Origin of the sequence: Rhizobium sp. N621 (assembly GCF_001664325.1) — a bacterium.
GTDB lineage: Bacteria > Pseudomonadota > Alphaproteobacteria > Rhizobiales > Rhizobiaceae > Rhizobium > Rhizobium esperanzae.
Genome location: NZ_CP013498.1, coordinates 130,297 through 149,570 on the forward strand (window position 1 = coordinate 130,297; position 19,274 = coordinate 149,570).

The 19,274-nt window shown below is 60.5% G+C and carries 17 protein-coding genes and 2 pseudogenes; 8 read left to right on the forward strand and 11 right to left on the reverse strand.

Annotated elements, in window-relative coordinates:
• Positions 1–31 precede the first annotated feature (31 nt).
• The gene (locus AMK00_RS25235) at positions 32–1,510 is read right to left on the reverse strand and encodes an ABC transporter substrate-binding protein (RefSeq protein ID WP_064812094.1); all 1,479 of its coding nucleotides are present in this window, start codon (positions 1,508–1,510) and stop codon (positions 32–34) included.
• A gap of 204 nt (positions 1,511–1,714) precedes the next feature.
• Here AMK00_RS25235 and AMK00_RS25240 point away from each other — a divergent pair, with 204 nt between their 5' ends.
• From AMK00_RS25240 to AMK00_RS25255, 4 genes are all read left to right on the forward strand, one after another.
• On the forward strand, positions 1,715–2,425 hold the full coding sequence (locus AMK00_RS25240) for a GntR family transcriptional regulator (protein WP_064812315.1): 711 nt from the start codon (positions 1,715–1,717) through the stop codon (positions 2,423–2,425).
• A 52-nt stretch (positions 2,426–2,477) separates the two neighbouring features.
• On the forward strand, positions 2,478–3,644 hold the full coding sequence (locus AMK00_RS25245) for a mandelate racemase/muconate lactonizing enzyme family protein (RefSeq protein WP_064812095.1): 1,167 nt from the start codon (positions 2,478–2,480) through the stop codon (positions 3,642–3,644).
• Between the two features lie 61 nt (positions 3,645–3,705).
• Positions 3,706–5,067 (forward strand): mandelate racemase/muconate lactonizing enzyme family protein, encoded by a 1,362-nt coding sequence (locus tag AMK00_RS25250; protein WP_064808207.1) that lies wholly within the window; start codon positions 3,706–3,708, stop codon positions 5,065–5,067.
• Positions 5,068–5,084: 17 nt separating this feature from the next.
• Positions 5,085–6,284, forward strand: coding sequence for a mandelate racemase/muconate lactonizing enzyme family protein (locus AMK00_RS25255; protein WP_064808209.1), 1,200 nt, complete (start codon positions 5,085–5,087; stop codon positions 6,282–6,284).
• Between the two features lie 50 nt (positions 6,285–6,334).
• Here the strand turns inward: AMK00_RS25255 and AMK00_RS25260 are convergent, their stop codons facing one another.
• A complete protein-coding gene (locus AMK00_RS25260) occupies positions 6,335–6,634 on the reverse strand; it encodes a hypothetical protein (protein WP_064808211.1) in 300 nt (99 codons plus the stop codon).
• A 231-nt stretch (positions 6,635–6,865) separates the two neighbouring features.
• On the opposite strand from AMK00_RS25260, the gene AMK00_RS25265 reads away from it, so the two are divergent.
• A complete protein-coding gene (locus AMK00_RS25265) occupies positions 6,866–8,983 on the forward strand; it encodes a carboxy terminal-processing peptidase (protein WP_064812096.1) in 2,118 nt (705 codons plus the stop codon).
• Between the two features lie 604 nt (positions 8,984–9,587).
• Here the strand turns inward: AMK00_RS25265 and AMK00_RS25270 are convergent.
• Together AMK00_RS25270 and AMK00_RS25275 are read right to left on the reverse strand one after the other, a co-directional pair.
• Positions 9,588–9,971, reverse strand: coding sequence for a type II toxin-antitoxin system VapC family toxin (locus AMK00_RS25270; RefSeq protein ID WP_064808214.1), 384 nt, complete (start codon positions 9,969–9,971; stop codon positions 9,588–9,590).
• Complete coding sequence (locus AMK00_RS25275; protein WP_017958375.1) at positions 9,968–10,168, reverse strand: type II toxin-antitoxin system VapB family antitoxin; 201 nt, start codon at positions 10,166–10,168, stop codon at positions 9,968–9,970. The genes AMK00_RS25270 and AMK00_RS25275 overlap by 4 nt, the downstream gene beginning before the upstream one ends.
• A 270-nt stretch (positions 10,169–10,438) precedes the next feature.
• Here AMK00_RS25275 and AMK00_RS25280 point away from each other — a divergent pair.
• Positions 10,439–11,363: pseudogene (locus AMK00_RS25280) on the forward strand (GAF domain-containing protein); the annotation flags it as partial.
• A 1-nt stretch (position 11,364) separates the two neighbouring features.
• On the opposite strand, the pseudogene AMK00_RS33315 reads toward AMK00_RS25280, so the two are convergent.
• Together AMK00_RS33315 and AMK00_RS25285 are read right to left on the reverse strand one after the other, a co-directional pair.
• A pseudogene (locus AMK00_RS33315) lies at positions 11,365–11,475 on the reverse strand (non-homologous end-joining DNA ligase); the annotation flags it as partial.
• Positions 11,476–11,738: 263 nt separating this feature from the next.
• The gene (locus AMK00_RS25285) at positions 11,739–12,707 is read right to left on the reverse strand and encodes a LysR family transcriptional regulator (RefSeq protein WP_064812097.1); all 969 of its coding nucleotides are present in this window, start codon (positions 12,705–12,707) and stop codon (positions 11,739–11,741) included.
• Between the two features lie 101 nt (positions 12,708–12,808).
• Between AMK00_RS25285 and AMK00_RS25290 the strand changes: the two genes are divergently transcribed.
• Both AMK00_RS25290 and AMK00_RS25295 read left to right on the forward strand, forming a co-directional pair.
• The gene (locus AMK00_RS25290; protein WP_064812098.1) at positions 12,809–13,567 is read left to right on the forward strand and encodes an SDR family oxidoreductase; all 759 of its coding nucleotides are present in this window, start codon (positions 12,809–12,811) and stop codon (positions 13,565–13,567) included.
• A gap of 163 nt (positions 13,568–13,730) precedes the next feature.
• Complete coding sequence (locus AMK00_RS25295; RefSeq protein WP_064812099.1) at positions 13,731–14,648, forward strand: MurR/RpiR family transcriptional regulator; 918 nt, start codon at positions 13,731–13,733, stop codon at positions 14,646–14,648.
• Here AMK00_RS25295 and AMK00_RS25300 read toward each other — a convergent pair.
• The 5 genes from AMK00_RS25300 to AMK00_RS25320 are packed head-to-tail and all read right to left on the reverse strand — an operon-like array spanning position 14,645 to position 19,255.
• Positions 14,645–15,361, reverse strand: a complete 717-nt coding sequence (locus AMK00_RS25300; protein WP_064812100.1) for an aspartate/glutamate racemase family protein — start codon at positions 15,359–15,361, stop codon at positions 14,645–14,647. The two genes, AMK00_RS25295 and AMK00_RS25300, sit on opposite strands and share 4 nt — an antisense overlap.
• Complete coding sequence (locus AMK00_RS25305) at positions 15,358–16,275, reverse strand: ABC transporter substrate-binding protein (RefSeq protein ID WP_064812101.1); 918 nt, start codon at positions 16,273–16,275, stop codon at positions 15,358–15,360. The genes AMK00_RS25300 and AMK00_RS25305 overlap by 4 nt, the downstream gene beginning before the upstream one ends.
• Positions 16,276–16,284: 9 nt before the next feature.
• Positions 16,285–17,466, reverse strand: a complete 1,182-nt coding sequence (locus tag AMK00_RS25310) for an ABC transporter ATP-binding protein (protein ID WP_064812102.1) — start codon at positions 17,464–17,466, stop codon at positions 16,285–16,287.
• Positions 17,467–17,471: 5 nt separating this feature from the next.
• Complete coding sequence (locus tag AMK00_RS25315; RefSeq protein ID WP_064808224.1) at positions 17,472–18,308, reverse strand: carbohydrate ABC transporter permease; 837 nt, start codon at positions 18,306–18,308, stop codon at positions 17,472–17,474.
• On the reverse strand, positions 18,305–19,255 hold the full coding sequence (locus AMK00_RS25320; protein WP_082240384.1) for a carbohydrate ABC transporter permease: 951 nt from the start codon (positions 19,253–19,255) through the stop codon (positions 18,305–18,307). Before AMK00_RS25320 ends, AMK00_RS25315 begins: the two co-directional genes overlap by 4 nt.
• Between the last annotated feature and the right edge of the window lie 19 nt (positions 19,256–19,274).

Consider the following 19,274-nt stretch of genomic DNA (forward strand, 5'->3'; position numbering starts at 1 on the left):
AAAGCTGCAGCCGGTCAGATCGTCAGGATGATTAGAGTCCGCCGTCCATCAGGTCTTTCACCTTCTTGGCTGCGTCGTCCGCTGCTTGGTCGACTGTCATGGCCCCGGTCAGGGCATTCTGTAGCATATCCGGGACGATGATGTTCATGATCTCCGGCGACTGCGGCAGTGCCGGGAACGGGATGCCGTAGGGCAGCATCGAAGTCGTAACATCGAGAAACTTGATGTTATCAAGACGTTCCTTCATCCACTTGGTCTTGAAGCCGTTCAGGTTGCCCGGGTTCGAGCCGGCATAGGCCATCTTCAGCGACCATTCGGGGCTCGTCCACATGCAGATGATAGCCTTTGCAGCCGGCTCGTCGACCTTGCCGCCCTCGACATATTCGGGCTTCAGGATGTGGATGTTGGAGCCGCCAAACACGACGGCACGCTTGCCGTCTGGGCCAGTCGGAATGAGGCCGTAGCGCATATTGTCGATGACGGTCTGCGCTTTTTCCTTGTCGCTGCCCGTCGTCTTCTTTTGCAGGTCGAGCATGACGTTGTAGTCGGACGGGTGCGAGATCATCATGCCGAGCTGGCCAGCGAGGAAGAGGGGCTGGTTGTCGGCCTGCTGGTTGGTGAGCGCCGAAACCGGAACCGACTTGTCACGAACATACATGTCGTAGGAGGCTTGCAATGCGGCCTTGCTCTGCGGGCTATTGAGCTCGACCTGCCTATAGGTCGGGTTGGCGGTCGCTTCGTCGAAGACGCCGCCGCCATAGGCCCACAGCTGCGGCATGAAGCGGTAGGGCGTGTTGCCGGCATTCTTGCGAGCCACGAGGCCGTAACCGGCAATGCCGAGCTTGTCGTGGATCTGCTTGGAATACTTGACGACGTCATCCCAGGTTGCCGGAGCCTTGTCCGGATCGAGGCCTGCACGCTTGAAGATGTCGGCGTTCCAGATGAACGCCATCGTCTCGTTGTTGGTTGGGATGCCGTAGGTCACCCCCTCCCAAGTAACAGCCTTCATTGCGCCGGGCCAGAAATCCTCGGTCGAATAACCGACATCCTCGGGCTTGAGCGGCTGCAAATAGCCTTTGGCGGCGAACTCGGTGCCGCCCAGGATCTGCAGGCGGACCGCCATCGGCGCTGCGTTGCCAAGAAGCGCGGTCCGGAACTTGTCCAGCAGGTCGTTATAGGTGAGGGCTTGTTCCTCAAGCTGGATGTTTGGGTAGGTTTTGCGGAAGCTCTCGAAGAAGTCCTTGTAATACTGGCGCAGCAGGTCGGGATCGCCCTCGAACACGCCCTGATACCAGAATGTCAGCCGGCCCTTGTAGTCGAGGGGGGTGACCTTGCCGCAATCAGCCGCCGTGTCGAACTCCTGCGTGCCGGCGATGGAGCGCACATATTGCGGTGACCACTGGCTCAAGTCGACCGGCGCACTGAGCGCAGACACGGACATCAACGATACCATCAAAGCAGCGGATACAGTGCCGCGTACAACGACACCGCCGAGCGAAAGACTCGTCATAGGTATTCTCCCAGTTTGTCCCAAGCCGCTCTGCATTGAGGCGGTCTTGCTCCCAGGTCGTGGGATTCTCCCACTTAATGTATCCCTTCGACCTTATCATACGTTTTCATGTCAAGGATTGTCTGTCAACCAAAGAAAATCGTACATTGTTTTGGAAAGTTTTGCATGATATCTCGTGAATATGTGTATGGATTGGGGACGGTCTTGACCGAAACAAGTGAATTTAGAGCGCAGCCGCCCGAGGGGATCGATGCTACAGGGGCGTCGAGCGAGGGTGCGTCTGTTTACCAACTGATCAGGGACGACATCATCGAAGGGCGGCTCGCGGCCAACGAGCGGCTCGTCATCACCGATCTCGCCCGGCGCCACGGCACCTCGACCAACCCGGTGCGGGAGGCTTTGCAACTGTTGCGCGGGGAGGGCTTTGTCACCTTCGTTCCCAATCGCGGAGCGCGCGTCCGGCCCATCGATCAGGATTTTGTTCGGGATATCTACGAGATAGGCGTTTTGATCGAGCCGTCACTGACGCGCTGGTTCGTGAATATGGCGACGGTGGAGGACATTGCTGAACTCGAACGCATCCAAAGCCTCATTGAAGAGAACAACTTTGCCGACACGCTAAGGCATAGCGAACTGGACACCGCCTTTCATACCGTCATGTACCGGAAGCACTACAACCGCCATGCCGCCGAGCTTTGGTGGAAGCATCGCGAAGTGCTTCGAGCCGTGAGCCGCCGCTTCGATTTTACGCTTGCCCGGCGTGCGGCGATCCTGAGTGAACACCGCGAGCTCATCGCGCATGTCAAAGCCGGAAGCGCTAACGAGGCAGCCGAACTTATTGCGCGCCATGTCGAAGGCTCAGGGCGGCACATCCTCGAACACATGCGTGCGCGCAACGCCGCTCGCGCAGGATGAACGTTTGGCATGATTATCGTTACCCGGAACACCTGAGGTAAAGGCAGTTGAGATGAAAATCACCAACGTCCGGCCGTGGCTCATCAACTCGGATGCTTCTTATTGGGGAGAGTTTCTGTTTGTCGAAGTGACGACCGACGGGGGGGTGAGCGGCTGGGGAGAGATCACCACCACGACAAGGCTCGCCAATCGCGCCCTCTGCACGATCTTGCGGCAGATCGGCGCCGCGTTGATGGGCGAAGACCCGGCGCGCATCGAGTATCTTTGGCACAAAATATTCCGCAGCTTCACCTACATGGGCAGTCGCGGCGCCGCCGTCGAATGCGTGAGCGCCATCGACATAGCCCTTTGGGACATCCGAGGCAAAGTGCTTGGCAAGCCGATATACGAGCTATTGGGCGGACCGGTGCGCGATCAAATTGCGCTCTACACCCATCCAAACCAAGCCAAGTTTACCAGCAAAGAAGCGGTGGTCAGGGAAATTCGAGACATCGTCGAGTCCGGCCACACGGCGCTCAAGTTCGATCCCTTCCCCTACCAGGGCAGCACTGCCGATGGACGGCCTCGCGAACAGCGGGACGGCTACCTCGATGGCAGCATGACCCGCAAGGATGAACGCGAAGCCGCAGAACTCACCGCTCTGATCCGCGAAACGGCGGGCTCAGATGTCGACATCCTCATCGATGCGCATGGCCGCTTCGACGTTCCCACCGCCATTCGCCTTTGTCGGAGCCTCGAAGAAGCTGGCCAAATCGACTGGTTCGAGGAGCCCTGCCCACCGGAGAGCCTGAATGCTCTCAGACAGGTCCGCGAGAAGATCAACGCCCCTATCTCGTGGGGCGAGCGCGGCCACACGAAGTGGGATTTCGTGCCGGTGCTCGAAAACAGGCTCGCCGACTACATCATGCCCGATGTCACCTGGACCGGCGGCATTACCGAACTCAAGAAGATTTCCGCCCTGTGCGAAGCCTACTACATCCCGGTCTCGCCGCATGACGCCGCAGGACCGATCAACGTAGTTGCCGGAGCGCAGGTGATGATGACCGTTCCGAATTTCTACAAGCTTGAAACGTCAGAGTGGAATCTGGGCAAATACGATCACCTCATCGACAGGCCGCTCGATGTTTCGGACGGCAGCCTAAAGCTTACACCGAAGCCCGGTCTCGGCGTTGAGATGAACCGCGACTACCTTGAAGGCCACGAGATTGAGCTGGCCTAGCAATGCTCTACGCCGCCGTCGTGTGCGGCAACGATCCCGCCGACCGAAACGAGGATAAATCATGCCAGAGGCATATGGAGCCGACGAGGCGCTCAATCGGGTCAACACGCATTCCAAGCCTTCCGAGCTTCGCATAACCGACATGCGGGTAGCCGAAATTGTCGACGCGCCGTTCACCTCGGTGCTGCTGAAGATTTACACCAACCAGGGCATTGTCGGGCTTGGCGAGGTCCGTGACGGCGCCAGCGCCACCTACGCGCTGATGCTGAAGAGCCGGTTGCTGGGTGAGAACCCTTGCAACATCGATCGAATGTTTCGCCGGATCAAGCAGTTCGGCGGGCACGGCCGGCAAGGCGGCGGCGTATCGGCGGTTGAAATCGCATTGTGGGATCTTGCCGGCAAGGCCTATGGCGTCCCTATCTACCAGATGCTCGGCGGCCGCTTTCGGGAGAAAGTGCGCGTTTACTGCGATACTGACGCCACCGTGCCGAGCGGCACCGAGACCGGCAAACGCCTCAAGCAGCGCATGGAGCTCGGCTTCACGTTCCTCAAGATGGACCTGGGACTGATGCAGATCGCCGATGTGCCCGGTGCGGTCGTGTTTCCCGCCGGCTCACTGGAAGGATACCGCGACCGTCCCAGTCGCGGGCCGCTGAAGACCATTGAAGAGCGGCTTGTCCGCAACGCAGCCTACGATCTGCATAACGTCCAGCATCCGTTTACCGGCCTCCACTTTTCCGACAAGGGCCTCGACCTGCTCGAGCAATACATCGCCGAGGTTCGTGAGGTGATCGGCATGCAGGTTCCGCTTGCGATCGACCATATCGGCCATATCTCCATGCAGAACGGCATTCGCCTTGCCAGGCGAATTGAGAAATACGTGCCGGCCTGGCTCGAGGATGTCATCCCGTGGCAATATACCGAGCAGTATCGACAACTGCAGGATTCCACCACGGTGCCGATCTGCACCGGCGAGGACATATACCTCAAGGAGAGTTTCGAGCCTCTGCTCAAGAGCGGCGGCGTCTCCGTCATCCATCCGGACCTGCTCACCAGTGGGGGCATCCTCGAGACCAAGAAGATCGGGGATATGGCGCAGGACCATGGTGTTCCCATGGCCATACACATGGCAGAAAGTCCGATCGCCGCAATAGCCGCCGCACACGTCGCGACGGCGACCGAAAACTTCATGGCGCTCGAATACCACTCCGCCGATGTGGACTGGTGGGACGATATTGTCACCGGCCTTCCCAAGCCGTTGGTGAAGGACGGCTTCATCACTGTTCCGGACAAGCCGGGCCTGGGGATCGACGATGTGGTCGACGAAGTGATCTCGCAGCATCTGCAGCCGGGCGTCGCCGGCATTTGGCAGCCTACGGATCACTGGGACGATGAATATTCCTGGGATCGCACTTGGAGCTGAGACGAAAAGGGCCGAAGATGAAGATCACCGACCTGCGCTGTGCCGTTATCGGCAAACACCCGATCGTCCGCATCGTCACGGACGAGGGCCTCTATGGCTTGGGCGAAGTCGAATTCACCAAGGCCTATCTCAAGCCCTGGGTGCTGCATTTCCGCGAGGCGCTGATCGGCGAGGACCCGACCGACGTCGAGAGAGTGATGCTGAAGATCCGCCAGCGCGGCTCTTTCAAGCCATACGGCGCGGCGGTGAGCGCGATCGAGCATGCGCTGTGGGATATTGCCGGCAAGGCCGCGGGTCTGCCGGCCTATAAGCTGCTCGGCGGCAAGGTGCGCGACAAGGTGCGGGTCTACAACGGTTCGGTCCGCCAGAAACGCACCGGCGACCGGCCGGAGGATTACGCCGCTGACGTCAAATGGATGATGGGGCAGCCGCAGAACTTCTTCATGATCAAGCAAGGAATCTCGTTCCACTCCAACATGAAGGACACCATCGAGGGCTTTCACTACGGGGTGACGCAGAAGAAGGCCGGCTATCACGGCGCCATGGATCAGGGCGTGATCAGCGAGCGGGGTTTCAATCACATGCTCGACTGCGTGATCGCGATGAAGGAAGTGCTGGGCGACAAGGTCAGCCTGGCGCTCGACTGCGGCCCGGGCTGGATGCTGCCGGATGCGATCAAGTTCGCTCGCGCGGTCGAGAAGTACAATTTGATGTGGCTCGAAGACATGCTGACCGGCGACTACGTGCCGTGGGTCAATCCGCAGGCCTACCGGGAACTGACAACCTCCACTTCGACACCGATCCACACTGGTGAGCAGATCTACCTCCGGCATAATTTCAAGGACCTGATCGAGACGCAGGCAGTCCGCGTTATCGGCCCCGATCCGGCCGATATTGGCGGCATCGCCGAGCTCAAATGGGTCGCCGAGCATGCCTACATGCACTCGATCCTGATGGCACCGCATGGCACTGCTAACGGGCTGCTCGGTCTCGGCGCGCTGATCAATGTCTGCGCCACGTTGCCGGCAAATTACGTCGCCTTCGAATATCCGACTGCTTCGGACCCCTGGTGGGAGGATCTGGTAATCGGCTTGCCGCCTGAGATCGTGAAGGACAGCATGGTGGATCTACTGGAAGCGCCGGGGCTGGGCCTCGACATCGACGCTGAAGCGGCCGGGAGATACCTCAGGGAAGAGGATGCGGGCTTTTTCGACTGAACCTTGCTCCACCTGCCGTGCCGGCCAGGAAACAGGGGTTGCGCCAGTCCTTAAATGCCCGACCCATCCAGCTGCTCGTCGTCTTCGCCTTGCCAGGGCGAGGGCATCGAGGTGCGATTGGCCGAGGGCATCGGCATCCAGCACTTTAACTCCGGCTCGGCATATTCGATGATGTGCCCGGGCGAGGAATCCGAGGCGCGCCAGCCTTCGCCGCCGAACTGATCGCCATGCGACCAATAGGCTAGGTCGACTTCCGCCGGCCCCTGTTCGGACGCACGGATCGTCACCAGGATGCGGCTGCCGTCTCTCGGTGCGCTTGCCATCTGGCGCCAGCGGTCTTGCTCGTCCATCATGTTCCTCCTGCCTTGCTGCAGATCAACTGTCGCCTCGCCACCCGAAACGGTCAACTCAAACTTTCCGAGCGCACGGGGGTGCGGTCTTGCGCGCCGTCGCAATATTCATTGCCGGATGGTTTTTTCCTGGCTTCGCCGGCCAACAATTCTCCCCTGCTTGCCAAAAAACCACAATTGCCTCACTTAGTTCACATCCACCCTCGGCATTAAGAATTGGATCAAGACTGAATGCGCATAGCCTATGTTTTTCTCAGTGCATTTCTTGCACTCGCCCCGTCCGCCTATGCCGAGGTCGCAGCGCCACCGGTCTTGAAGCCGTTGACGCGGCAGGCGCAGGCGGCTGAGCTCAGCGCGCAATTTCTCTCGCGATACAGCTACAAGCCGGTTCCGCTCGATGATGCCCTGTCGGGCAGGGTGATGGATCAGTTCGTCAAGTCGCTTGATCCCGACCGCATGCTCTTCCTGCAGGCCGACATCGACAAGTTCATGGCCGACCGCAGCGAGATCGATGATGCCATCGAGCGGCAGGACCTGAAGATCCCGTTTGCGATCTTCAACGCCTATCAACAGCGCGTCGTCGACCGCATGACCTATGCGCGCAGCCTCCTCAAGCAGGGCTTCGATTTCAGCGGCAAGGAAGATTATGCGGTGCTGCGCGACAAGGCGCCCTGGCCGCAGTCGGAAGCCGAAAGCAACGATCTCTGGCGCAAGCGCGTCAAGAACGACTGGCTGCGGCTGAAGCTCGGCGGCAAAGACGACGCGGCGATCCGCGAAACGCTCGATAAACGCTATGAAAACACGCTCGAGCGCGCTTACAAGTTCAAGAGCGACGACGTCTTCCAGTCGTTCATGGATGCCTATTCGAACTCGATCGACCCGCATACCGATTATTTCGGCGCGGCGGCTTCCGCCGACTTCAATGTCTCGATGAAGCTGTCGCTGTTCGGCATCGGCGCGGTGCTGCAGGAGCGCGACGATTACACGACGATCCGCGAACTCGTGCCCGGCGGGCCGGCGCAGCTCTCCGGCAAGCTCGCCGTCGGCGACCGCATCACCGGCGTCGGCCAGGGCAAGGACGGGCCGATCAAGGAGGTGGTGGGCACGCGCCTCGATGAAGTCGTGCAGATGATCCGCGGCAAGAAAGGTTCGGTGGTGCGGCTCGACATCCTGCCGGCCGATGCCGGCGCAGACGGCGTGCATCGCGTCGTCAACCTGGTGCGCGACAAGATCAGCCTCGACAAGCAGGCCGCCAGGAAAACCGTGCTGTCGGTGAAGGCGGGCGAGGCCACGCGCAAGATCGGCATCATCACCCTGCCGGTCTTTTATGAAGATTTCGAAGCCAAGAACAAGGGCGACAAGGATTACAAGAGCGCCAGCCGCGATGTCGCCAAGCTTCTCGCCGAACTGAACGAGGAAAAGGTCGATGGCGTTCTCATCGATCTGCGCAACAATGGCGGCGGTTCGCTGGATGAGGCGATCGATCTCACCGGCCTCTTCATCGGCAAGGGCCCGGTCGTTCAGCAGCGCGCCGGCAACGGCAAGATCGAGGTCAAGAGCGCCGACCTGACAACGCCGGCCTGGACAGGTCCCTTGGGGGTTCTGATCAACCGCGGCTCGGCCTCGGCTTCGGAGATCTTTGCCGCGGCGATCCAGGATTACGGCCGCGGGGTGATCATCGGCGAGCCCAGTTTCGGCAAGGGCACGGTTCAGACGGTCGTCGATCTCGACCAGGTGGTTCACAACAGCAAACCCGAATTCGGCGAGCTGAAGGTGACGATCGCCCAGTTTTTCCGGATCAACGGCGGCACGACGCAGCTGCGCGGCGTCACCCCCGATGTCAGCCTGCCCGCATTGTCCGATCCCGCGAGCTTCGGCGAGACCAGTTATGACAATGCCCTGCCGTGGGCGGAGATCAAGCCGGCGAAATACGCGCCGGAAGGCGATGTTACGGCATTGCTGCCGGCTTTGCAGAGCCGCCACGATGCGCGGGTCAAGGGCGATCAGGACTTCCAGCGTCTGTTGCAGGACATCGCCGATCTGAAGGCGCAGCGCGAGAAGGGCGTCGTTTCCCTGAACGAAGCCGAACGCCGCAAGGAGGCGGCGGCCCGGGAAGCTCGGTTCAAGGCTCGCGCCGAAGCCGGCGATGGCGAAGATCTTGCCGGCGACGATGGCCTGCAGGCGGACGAGCGCAGCCTGAGCGCCGATATCGCCATGGAAAATGCCCGCAAAAAGGCCAAGGACGTCCTGCTCGATGAGGCTGCCGCCATTGTCGGGGACGAGGCGGATTTGCAGGGCGGCGCTGTAGAGGCAGCCACGAAGCAGCCGGGAAAGGCGGAGCAGAAATAGGCGTAACCCGGCGCCGCAGTGCGGGCCCCATTTTCGAAATAGGCAACACCAAGAAGCTGCGAGCAGGGCCCAGCACATCACTGCACCGTCGGTGTCGGGCTATCGCCAAGCATATCAAGGCTGAGCAGGTTTACTGAGCTGCTGGCGCCTTGACAGCTTTCGGACGCAGGTCGACAGATAAATCCTCGGTCTGGTCTTCGTGTCGTCGGGCAAGTTGCCTTTCGAAGATTGGCGACTGATCACCGTGATACCGCGTGCGACCTTTGCCAGTGATATCGATGCCAATACCGAACGAGTGATCTTCATCATTGGCGCCATCGCACCTGCTCGCAGCAGTGACTGCGACTGTTTGCCAGACACTCTTCACTCGACCGCTATCCCGCCTTGCCGGGCAACTGCACCTGATCGAGAGGTTCGAACTCGAGGCCGTTGAGCACCGGCCAGCGCTGGAGCTCCTATATCGACGGCACGGCGAGAGCTTCGCGGGCTTGTGCCCGGCTGTTGCTATAGTGTTCACTTTTAGGCGAAAATGATCGCATTATCTGTCGATCGGAGCTCTGCGCTCAGGCTGCTCCCGTCCAGCATGAGCGCTTCGATACAGCATTTAGTTTCGCGCGTTGTCAGGGGCGTGCAGTGAAGCGCCCGCCTTTTCGGCCGCTGCCCGCAGACGCTTGTCTCTGGTCCATAAGGCCGCTCGTTGATCGAGGAGAACTGAGGCCATCAAGTGGGCATCTGTGTAGCCAATGCCCATACTGAAAATGGCGTGGCGGTCAATCATCATCATGACTTCGTCGTGCGTCGCAACGAGCGCTTCGCGCTGAGCCGCCAGGAAAGCTATGACGCTACTACGATTCCGAAGGCTGCCAAGTGCGAGCTCTCCGATTATGGCTGGGTGGCATAAGAGACGATCGTCCTCAATAATCCTACGCAGCTCTGAATCGGCATGCCGGAAATGATCGATCCAGATGGAAGTGTCGGCAAGTATCACTTGGCAGCTGCGCTCCGGCGGCGTGGGGCTGCCTCCGCATCCGGCATAGTTCCGCCGAGAGCGATGAGGCGTTTTCCCGACTCCACACGAACAAGCGTCTCCAAAGCTTGGCGGACCAGAGCGGCGGTTTCTTTCGTGCCGGTTAGGGACCTGGCCCTTTCCATTAGGGTGTCGTCGAGATTGATAGTCGATCGCATCATTTTGTTCCTGATTATGGTGTTATGGATAGCACCATTTGGTGATGAAATCTACGCCTCGTTCTCCACTCCAATACGTCCGACGTCGGAGCAATAAATGATCTTCTATGAAGATAAGACGTCTGGCGCAGCCTTTCCAATTGCCACGGCGCCAGAGCAACTGGACCAGGAAGATGCTTGTGATACTTTGGAGCCAATTCGCCCTTATTCCACTTCCAATGGTAGAAGACGACCTCATCCACGTACCCGCCTGCCGAGCGACTTCAGCAGATCCTCGACAGTGCAGTCGATACCGGCATCATTATCTTAGTCGTGGACGGAATCGTGATCAGTTGGAGCAAAGGGGCCCGCAATCTGCTTGGCTGGACTGAAGATGAGATGCTGGGAAAGACTCTGCTTGAGATTTTCCCGGCGGATAAGGACGCCGCGGGCTTGCTCGCCACCGAGCTGGCCGATGCAAAGGCAAACAGTAAGGGCGGCGGCGAGGGGTGGCGATTTCGCAAGGACGGGAGCAAAATCTGGGCGGTTGGCGAAACCACACCGGTTTTTGCCGACGGCCAAGATTTAATCGGTTTCGTAAAAATTCTCAGAGATCGCACAAGGCAGCGGCGGACGGAAACCGCCTTGCGCGAGCGCACTCGCGCGCTGCAGATTCTCAATCGTGCAGGAGCTATTCTCGCACGCGAAAATGATCTGGAAAGGCTTGTTCAGGCGGTGACGGACGCAGGTGTCGAACTGACCGGGGCGCAGTTCGGCGCGTTTTCTACACCTCGTCGATCACGCGGGCGAAGGCTACATGCTCTATTCGCTTGCGGGCGTGCCGCATGAGGCGTTCTCAAGTTTCCCCATGCCTCGAAACACGGCCGTATTTTCGGCGACATTCACTGGGGAAGGCATCGTTCGGTCGGATGATATCACGCAGGATCCTCGTTATGGGCAAAATGCTCCTTACGCAGGGATGCCGGAAGGACATCTCCCCGTCAGGAGCTATCTCGCGGTGCCTGTCATTTCTCGCACGGGAGACGTGATCGGCGGCTTGTTCTTCGGCCATGCCGATATCGGCATGTTCAGCGAGGAGTCGGAGCGGGGACTCCTCGACCTTGCGGGTGAGGCCGCTGTTGCCATCGACAACTCTCGCCTGTTTGAGGCTGCGCAGCGCGAACTGGAGGAGCGACGGCGCGCGGAAGAGGCTCTCAATCGGCATCCTTGGCATTGACCCCTGTTCCGACGGAGCCGACAGAGACCCAGTCATGGCCCTTGCGGCGGGCAAGCAGCAGGCTGCCGATCCCGCCGCGCGCAACTATCGACTACTGGGGATCCGTCGATGGCAGCCCCGCGTTCTTGCACCTAAGCGATTGAGATCGAGGTCCCTTCTTCCTACTCGGGCAGCAGATGACGCACCTATTACCAGGTTCGCGTTCTGCACCATCGGCGCGTCGGCGGTCGCAGTTCAATAATATGGCAGGCAGGCGAAGCTGAGCATGGCGTTTTGGTTCAAACCGCGCGCGCGCTGCTGCGGCTTCTGATCATTCCACCTGCTCGCGATAAGGCATGTTAGACGGCGAGCCTATTAACCCATGCTGCGCGACGAAAAATTCCTCGTCTCTGCGAATGTTTCGTCCCAGGATGTAGGGGATGAGAAGAGTTCAGTCAGGAACCTGACGAACGCCTTTACGTTTGGGTTGCCACGGCGGCTCTCCGGCCAGAGAGCGGTCACCTCACTTCTGTCAATCGCGTAATCCTTAAGAACGGCGACAAATTCGCCACGCCTCAAAAAAGGCGCTGCGACGTAGATTGGAGAGATGCCAATCCCACCGCCGGCTGCGACCGCTGCCGCCACTGCGTCACTGTTGTCGAGGATCAATGTCGAATTCGGGAGGATCTCGATAATATTGTCGCCCAGCTTGAAGTGCCATCGCAGCATCTGCCCCGAGCTCTGATAGCGGAAATTCACGCAATCATGCTGTGCCAGGTCCTCCGGCCGCATAGGCACCCCACGCCGTTCAAGGTATGCTGGCGAAGCAAAAGCGGAGATCCGGTTAGGAGCAAGCTTCCTGGTGATAAGCCGAGAGTCGGCAAGATCGCCCACTCGGATCGCAACGTCGATGCCTTCCTCGACCAAATCCGCGAACTGATCTCCTATCCTGAGGTCGACAGAAACCCGTGGATATAGGGCCCGGAAGCGAGGCAGGGCGGGTGCGAGGATATGAATGCCGACAGGCAGTGGAGCCGTCACTTTGATTAGCCCCGCCGGCTCCGCCCTCGAGGCGACCGCAGCCTGTTCGATTGCTTCGGCCTCACGGAGCAGCCGCACGGCGTGCTCATGCAGTTCGCGGCCCTCCGATGTGAGGGCCAAGGATCGGGTAGTGCGAGTAAACAGCCGCACTCCGAGCCGCTCCTCAAGACGTTGCACGCTCTTGCTGATCGCCGAAGGCGAAACCGATAAAGAACGGGCGGCTGCCGTGTAGCTGCCAAGCGAAGCAGCCCTTGCAAACGCAACAATGCCTGTCAGCCGGTCGATATTGATTTGTTCCGTCATGGCATTACTAAAGCGAACTGCGGCCCAATTATCAATCCATAAGCAAAGGTTTATCTCTTTGACATCACGCCGCGGTGGCGGCCCTTCAAGGAGAGATTAACATGGACCGACTTGCGACGGCTGGCGCCGGCCAGTTCACTTCCTCATCGCTTCACGACAAGAAGATAGTGATATTCGGGGGGACGTCCGGTATCGGTCTTGCCGCCGCCATCCAGGCGAAGGCTGCAGGGGCTCGCGTCACGATCATCGGGTCGAACCCTGCGCGGGCCCAACAGGGCGCGAATGAATACGGGCTGGATGACTGGCGAGTCGCAGATGTGACCCGCGCAGAAACCATATCGGAAGCGCTAGCGGATATTATGCATGTCGACCATCTGGTCATGCTCGCCGGCAGTTTTGTTGTCGGGAAGGTGCATGACGCTGACATGACCTATCTTCAGCGCGCATTCGATGAACGCATTTGGGCGGCCGTTCATACGATCAGAATCTTGGGCGACAGGCTTGCCGCGGAAGGTTCGATCACTCTTATTTCCGGCGCACTGTCGGATCGGCCAAATGCTTATGGTACCGCCATCATTGCCGCCGCTTCGGCCGCAATGGAGGCACTGGGCCGGGGGATGGCGCTCGAGTTGGCCCCACGCCGCGTCAACGTGCTTTCTCCGGGTCCCATCGACACACCGATCTTCGCCAAGGCGCTCGGTGATGGACGGGATGCTTATGTAGCTTCGCTCAGCGAGAAGTTGCCGCTTCGCAGGCTCGGAACTGCAGATGAAGCCGGCGCCGCCGTCGTCTTTCTCATGGCAAACGGCTGGATGAACGGTGAGGTCCTACACGTTGACGGCGGTGCAAGGCTGGTCTGAACGACCGGCAACTGTATGAGGTCCCTGCTTCGATTCCCATCGGCGCGATTTATCGTTGGTCTACCGCGCCGGCAGCAAACGCCCAGCAAGCCTCTCCTTGACCGGGCCCTGAGAAACATAAGATAGAAAGTGGAGACAAATTTATGGATAGAGGCCGGCAATCTTGTGTTCCCAGCGAACGAGTGACGTACTGAGCCCACAGCCGACCAGATCGCTGGAATCGAGAATTTATTCCGCTTACGCCAGCCTCTCCCCATCGGAGCGCTGTCTGGCCGATGTGATGCTCGAGCATCAGATGGACCTCGCCCTCTATACAGCGGGCGAGCTTGCCCGAAAGGCGGGCGTTTCGACGGCGACGGCTGCCAGACTCATCCGCACCCTCGGCTATTCCTCTTATCCAGCCGCCAAGCGCGAGATCCGTGAGGCGATCCATTGGGGATCGCCGCAGGGCGGCGCGATCGATACCGCGCAGCACGCCGCGGAAATCCCGACTTTGGCGGCAGTGGTGCAGACCAATATCGACAACATTCGCGCCACCGCAGATGGAACGTCGCCGGAGACGCTTGATGCCATTTGCAGCGCCTGCATCGAGGCCGAGCGCATCTTCGTCGTCGGCATGCGCAACGGTTTCGGCCTGGCCCATTACGCCGCGCATTATCTCGGCCTGATCAAGAACGACGTGCGGGTCCTGCCCGCAACGGGCACCTCGATGGCGCATGAATTGTCGGGCATTCGCGAGGGCGATCTGGTGATCTGCTTCGCCTTCCGCCGCCGGCCGCGCAAGCTTCCCCTGCTTCTAAACGAAATCCGCACGACCGGTGCGATTGCGGTTCTGATCACCGATATCAGTGCCGCCGAAAGCGCCAAGGCTGCCGACTATGTCATTCGATGCCGCTGTCATTCGCTGGCGGCGTTCAATTCCTTCACCGCCGCCGCGACGATGATCGACTATATTTCCTGGACCGTCGCGGCGCGGCTCGGCGAACTCAGCGTCGAACGGTTCCGCAGGATCGACCGGATGGTCGAGCTGATCGACGATGTCGCCACGCCGAAACGGGAAACGCCGCGGCCGAAAAGCTAATCCTTTTGTAGAAAATCGCCGGCGCGCGATGGGAAGGCCCATCCGCGGCGCTTCGAGGGAGCAAGCCCTGATGCCGCCAGCATTTCCGCCAGGCGGACGGCGGCATCGATGCCGTCGATGACCGGAATGCCGAGCTCCTGCTGCAGCGTCGCGGCCAGGTCCGCCATGCCGGCGCAGCCCAGAACCGCGGCCTCGGCTCCGTTTTCCATCGCTCGCATGATGAGGTCGGAGATTTTCTCACGCGCTCCGCTTTCCGGCCGGTGAAGGTCGAGCACGGGAATGTCGCTTGCCAGAACCTGCGGGCAGCGCCGCTCGAATCCGTAGCGCAGAATGTTCATTTTCAGCGTCTGCACCGATCGGGAAAGGGTGGTGACGACACAGAATTCCTGGGCAACGAGGCTTGCGACGTGGAGCGCCGCCTCGCCGACGCCGATGACCGGGCGATGCGACAGCGCGCGTGCCGCATCCAGTCCGGTGTCGTCGAAACAGGCGATCACATGGGCTCGCGCGCCGTCGGCCTCGGCCTGCTGAATGGCCCGGAGCAGGCCGGGCAGGCAGACCGCGCCGTCGAAGGGGCCTTCGATCGCCGAGGGGCCATGGCTCGACTGGCGGATCAGGAGTTCGGTCGTCGGCGCGGCCGATCGCGCCGCGGCAACGCCGATCACCCGGGTCATCTCGACCGTCGTGTTCGGATTGATGACGGCTATTTTCATGCTGTTTCCTGAATCCTTTGCCATTGCCGGGTCGGAACGGGATCGATCAGTTGTTCATAGGGGATCGCGGCCGCGGTGAGATGACCTGCCGTGATGCCCTCCTGCCAGCGGCGATAGCCATCCGCATCGATCCTCGGCGTCGTCCACATGCCGTGGGCGATATAGGTCCGCGCAACGGATAAGACGATGTTCAAGGGCAGGCTGGGGAAGGTTTCGGTGAGAAAATCGGCATAGGTTTCCGGGTCCTGCGCCAAGATCCATTCCATGCCCTGATTGAGGGCGCGGGCGAAACGCGTCTGGATTTCCTGCCGCTGCGGGTCGTTCTCGCCGAGCGCATAATAGACGCTCCACGGCACGTTGCCTCCAGTGACGGCAAGCGGCTGCACGACATGGCCGCGGGCTTCCGCCTCCATCCGCAGCGCATTCGGGTAATCGACGATCAGATAATCGCCCATGCCGCCGTGAAAAAGTTCCGAAAGCATGGCGCCGTCGAGATCCTGGATATAGCCGAGTTTGCCGGGGTCGATGCCATGCTCGCGCAGGCACAGTTTGAAAAAGAGCCCGACGCTGGCGCCGTTGCTGCCCTTCATCAGGACGACCTTGCCGGGCAGCGTCTCCCAGCGGAATTCCTCCTGTTTTTCCCGGCCGACAATGGCCAGCGGCGCGCGGGCCGCGATCTGAGCGAAGGGAGTGAAACGCGTGCCCCGGCCGAGATACATCGACGGCACCCAGATGCCGCCGAGCGCTGCCTGGGCGGTTCCCCGGCGGAGTTCGTCGAGCACCAGATCCCAGGGACGCGGCACGCTGACGGTGACGCGCAGTCCCTCCGCCTCGAAGAAGCCCCGCCGCACAGCGACATAATGCGGAAGATAGTTCAGGCTGTGGCCGGTTGCGGCGACATGAAAATCGAACATTTCGGCTCCTCAGGCGCTGCAGGAGAGCAGGGGAGCAGGAGCCGAATGCAGCGCCTTGCCGGTCTGTGGCGAATACCAGTTGACGTCAGCCGCGTCGTATCCGAGCGAAGCCCTCGTGCCGATCGCGATATGCGGATTGCCCGAGATACGCACGAAGACGAGGTCCTGCCGCAGGAGCGCGCCAGATTGCCTGTCGCCGGGATGGACGATACGGCATCCGAGGATGACTTCGGCGCCGAGTTTTTCCACAAGGCTCACCTCGACGGGAATGCCTGGCTGCTCCGCCGATTGAAGCCTCAGCCGCTCGGGCCGCAGGCCGAGGATCAGTTCCTTTTCAGCCGGCAGTTCGCCGGGATGCGTGAAGGCCGCGCCGGCCTCGAGCGTCAATTGCTGCCCTTGCCGCCAAACGGGAAGAAGGTTCATCGGAGGCGCGCCGACGAAGCGGGCGACGAAGGTGTTCGCCGGATGCTCGTAGATCTCATCGGGCGTGCCGATCTGCTGGATCTCGCCGCGGTTCATCACGATGATCTTCGTCGCCATCGTCATGGCCTCGACTTGGTCATGGGTGACGTAGACGAAGGTCTTGCGCACGCGCTGATGCAGGGTGGATATTTCCGATCGCATCTGCGTGCGCAGCTTGGCGTCGAGATTGGAGAGCGGTTCGTCGAGGAGATAGAGCGATGGATTGCGCACCAGCGAACGGGCGAGCGCGACGCGCTGGCGCTGGCCGCCGGAGAGGCTCGCAGGGCGCCGGTTCATCAAGGGCGCGAGTTCCAGCTGTTCGGCGATCTGGTTGGTGCGCTCGACGATATCGGGGCGGCGCATCAGCTTCCAGCGCATGATGCTGCTGAGGAGCGGGATGTGATGCCATTTGCGGAACGCATCCATCAGCAGCGGAAAGGCGATGTTTTCGCGCACCGTCATATGCGGATAAAGCGCATAGGACTGGAACACGAAGGCGACGCCGCGCCGGCTGGGCGTCCAGTCGTTGACGTCCTCACCGTCGAAACTGAGGGTTCCCGCGCTGATGTCGGTCAATCCGGCGATCATGCGCAGCAGGGTGGACTTGCCGCAACCCGAGGGACCGAGGAGGACGAGGAATTCGCCGTCATCGATCGAGGCGTCGAACCGGGGAATGACGGTGACGTCGCCGAAATTCTTGCTGACGCCTTTCATGGTGATCTGAGGCATGGGGATTATCCCTTCACTGCACCGGCGGTGATGCCGGCGACGATCTTGCGTTGAATGAGAAGGAAGAAGACGACGGCCGGAAGGCTGAAGATCAAGGCCGCCGCCATGACTGCCGAAAGCGGCGTCTCGTACTGGCCGACGAAGGATGCGAGCCCGACGCTGGCCGGCCAGAGGTCTCTGTCCATCAGGAAGGTGGCGGCGAAGAGATATTCGTTCCAGCCGGCAAAGAAGGAAATCACCGCGGCCGCCGCCATCGAAGGCGCGATGATCGGCAGGATGATCATCGTCAGCACGCTGATGCGCGGGCAATTGTCGATGACGGCCGATTCCTCGATCTCGTAGGGAACGGCGTCGATGGCGCCCTTGATGATGAAGGCAGCCACAGGCAGCGAGAAGCCGACATTGGCGAGCACCAGCCCGAACAGGCTGTTGAGAAGGCCGAGCGTGATGAACATCGCATAGAGCGGCACCAGGATCAGCGCCTCGGGGACCACTTGTGTCATGAACATCAGGAAGCCCAGGATGCTCTTGCCGTGGAACTTGAAGCGGCTGAGGGAATAGCCGGCAAGGGCGCCGAGCACCAGGCTGAGGAGGGTGGTTCCCACGGCAACGATGCTGGTATTCATCAGCCAGCGCATCAGCGGCAGCTGGGCGAGTTCGGCGATCATATCAGGCAGGTTGGCAAGCTGCGGCCATGGCACCTGGCCGCTGTTATAGAGCTCGGAATTCAGCGACAACGCCGTTGTCGCCATCCAGTAGATCGGAAAGCCGCCGAAGACCGTGAGCACCAGCACGAGCAGGATATGCAGCAGGCGGGTCGGGATTTGATGGAAATTGCTCATCGCGAACTCATTTTCTGGCGGCGGTGATTGAAGAGCGCATGGATCGCGGCGACAGAGAGCGCCAGGATCAGGCCGACCACGCCGTAGGTACTGGAGAGGCCGAGGTCATGGTTCTCGAAGGCGACCTGCCGCAGCTTGACGATCAGGGTGCTGGTGCTGCCGACCGGGCCGCCCCCCGTCAGCAGGTAGATGATGTCGAAGCGGCGGATCGACCAGACCATGACGAGCAGGGATACGAGCTGCAATGTCGGCAGGATGTGCGGCAGCGTCACCGACTTGAAAACGTTGAGCTTGTCGGCGCCGTCGACGACCGCCGCCTCTTTCACCTCTTCCGGAACGGATTGAAGGGCAGCCAGCATCACCAGCATGACGAAAGGCGCGACCTGCCACACCGTCACGAGCAGGATCGAGGGCAGGGCTATCTCGGTGCTGGTCAGCCAGGAGATCCGTTCGAGGCCGAGACCGGTGACGATCGTGTTGAGGATGCCCGAGCGCTCGTTGAAGATCCACAGCCACACGAGCGCTGCGGCGACATTGGGAACCGCCCAGCCGAATAGCAGGATGCCGCGCACCAGAGTGCGCCCGGGAAATGGGCGGTTCAGCGCAAGCGCTGCGACGAGACCGACGGCGACGCCGATCACCACGGCCATGACGGAATAGATCAGGGTGATCTGCAGCGTCGTGTAGAAATCGGGATTGTCGAGCAGTCTTTCGTAATTCCCCAATCCGATGAAGGTGCTGCGGTTCGGGTTGGCGAGCCGCGTGCGGGTCAGGCTCAGATAGATCTGCTTGCCGAGCGGCCAGAACATGAACACCAGCAGATAGAGGGCCGGCGGGATGACGAAGGCGTAGGGCAGAAGTCCGTTCAGCCGCCTGCGGGCCGTGGTTTTTCCGGTGGAGTATGCTGGAACGGCCAGGGGCCGCTCCAGCAGGGTTTGGTCAGTCATGGCTCATTTCCTTGTTGAG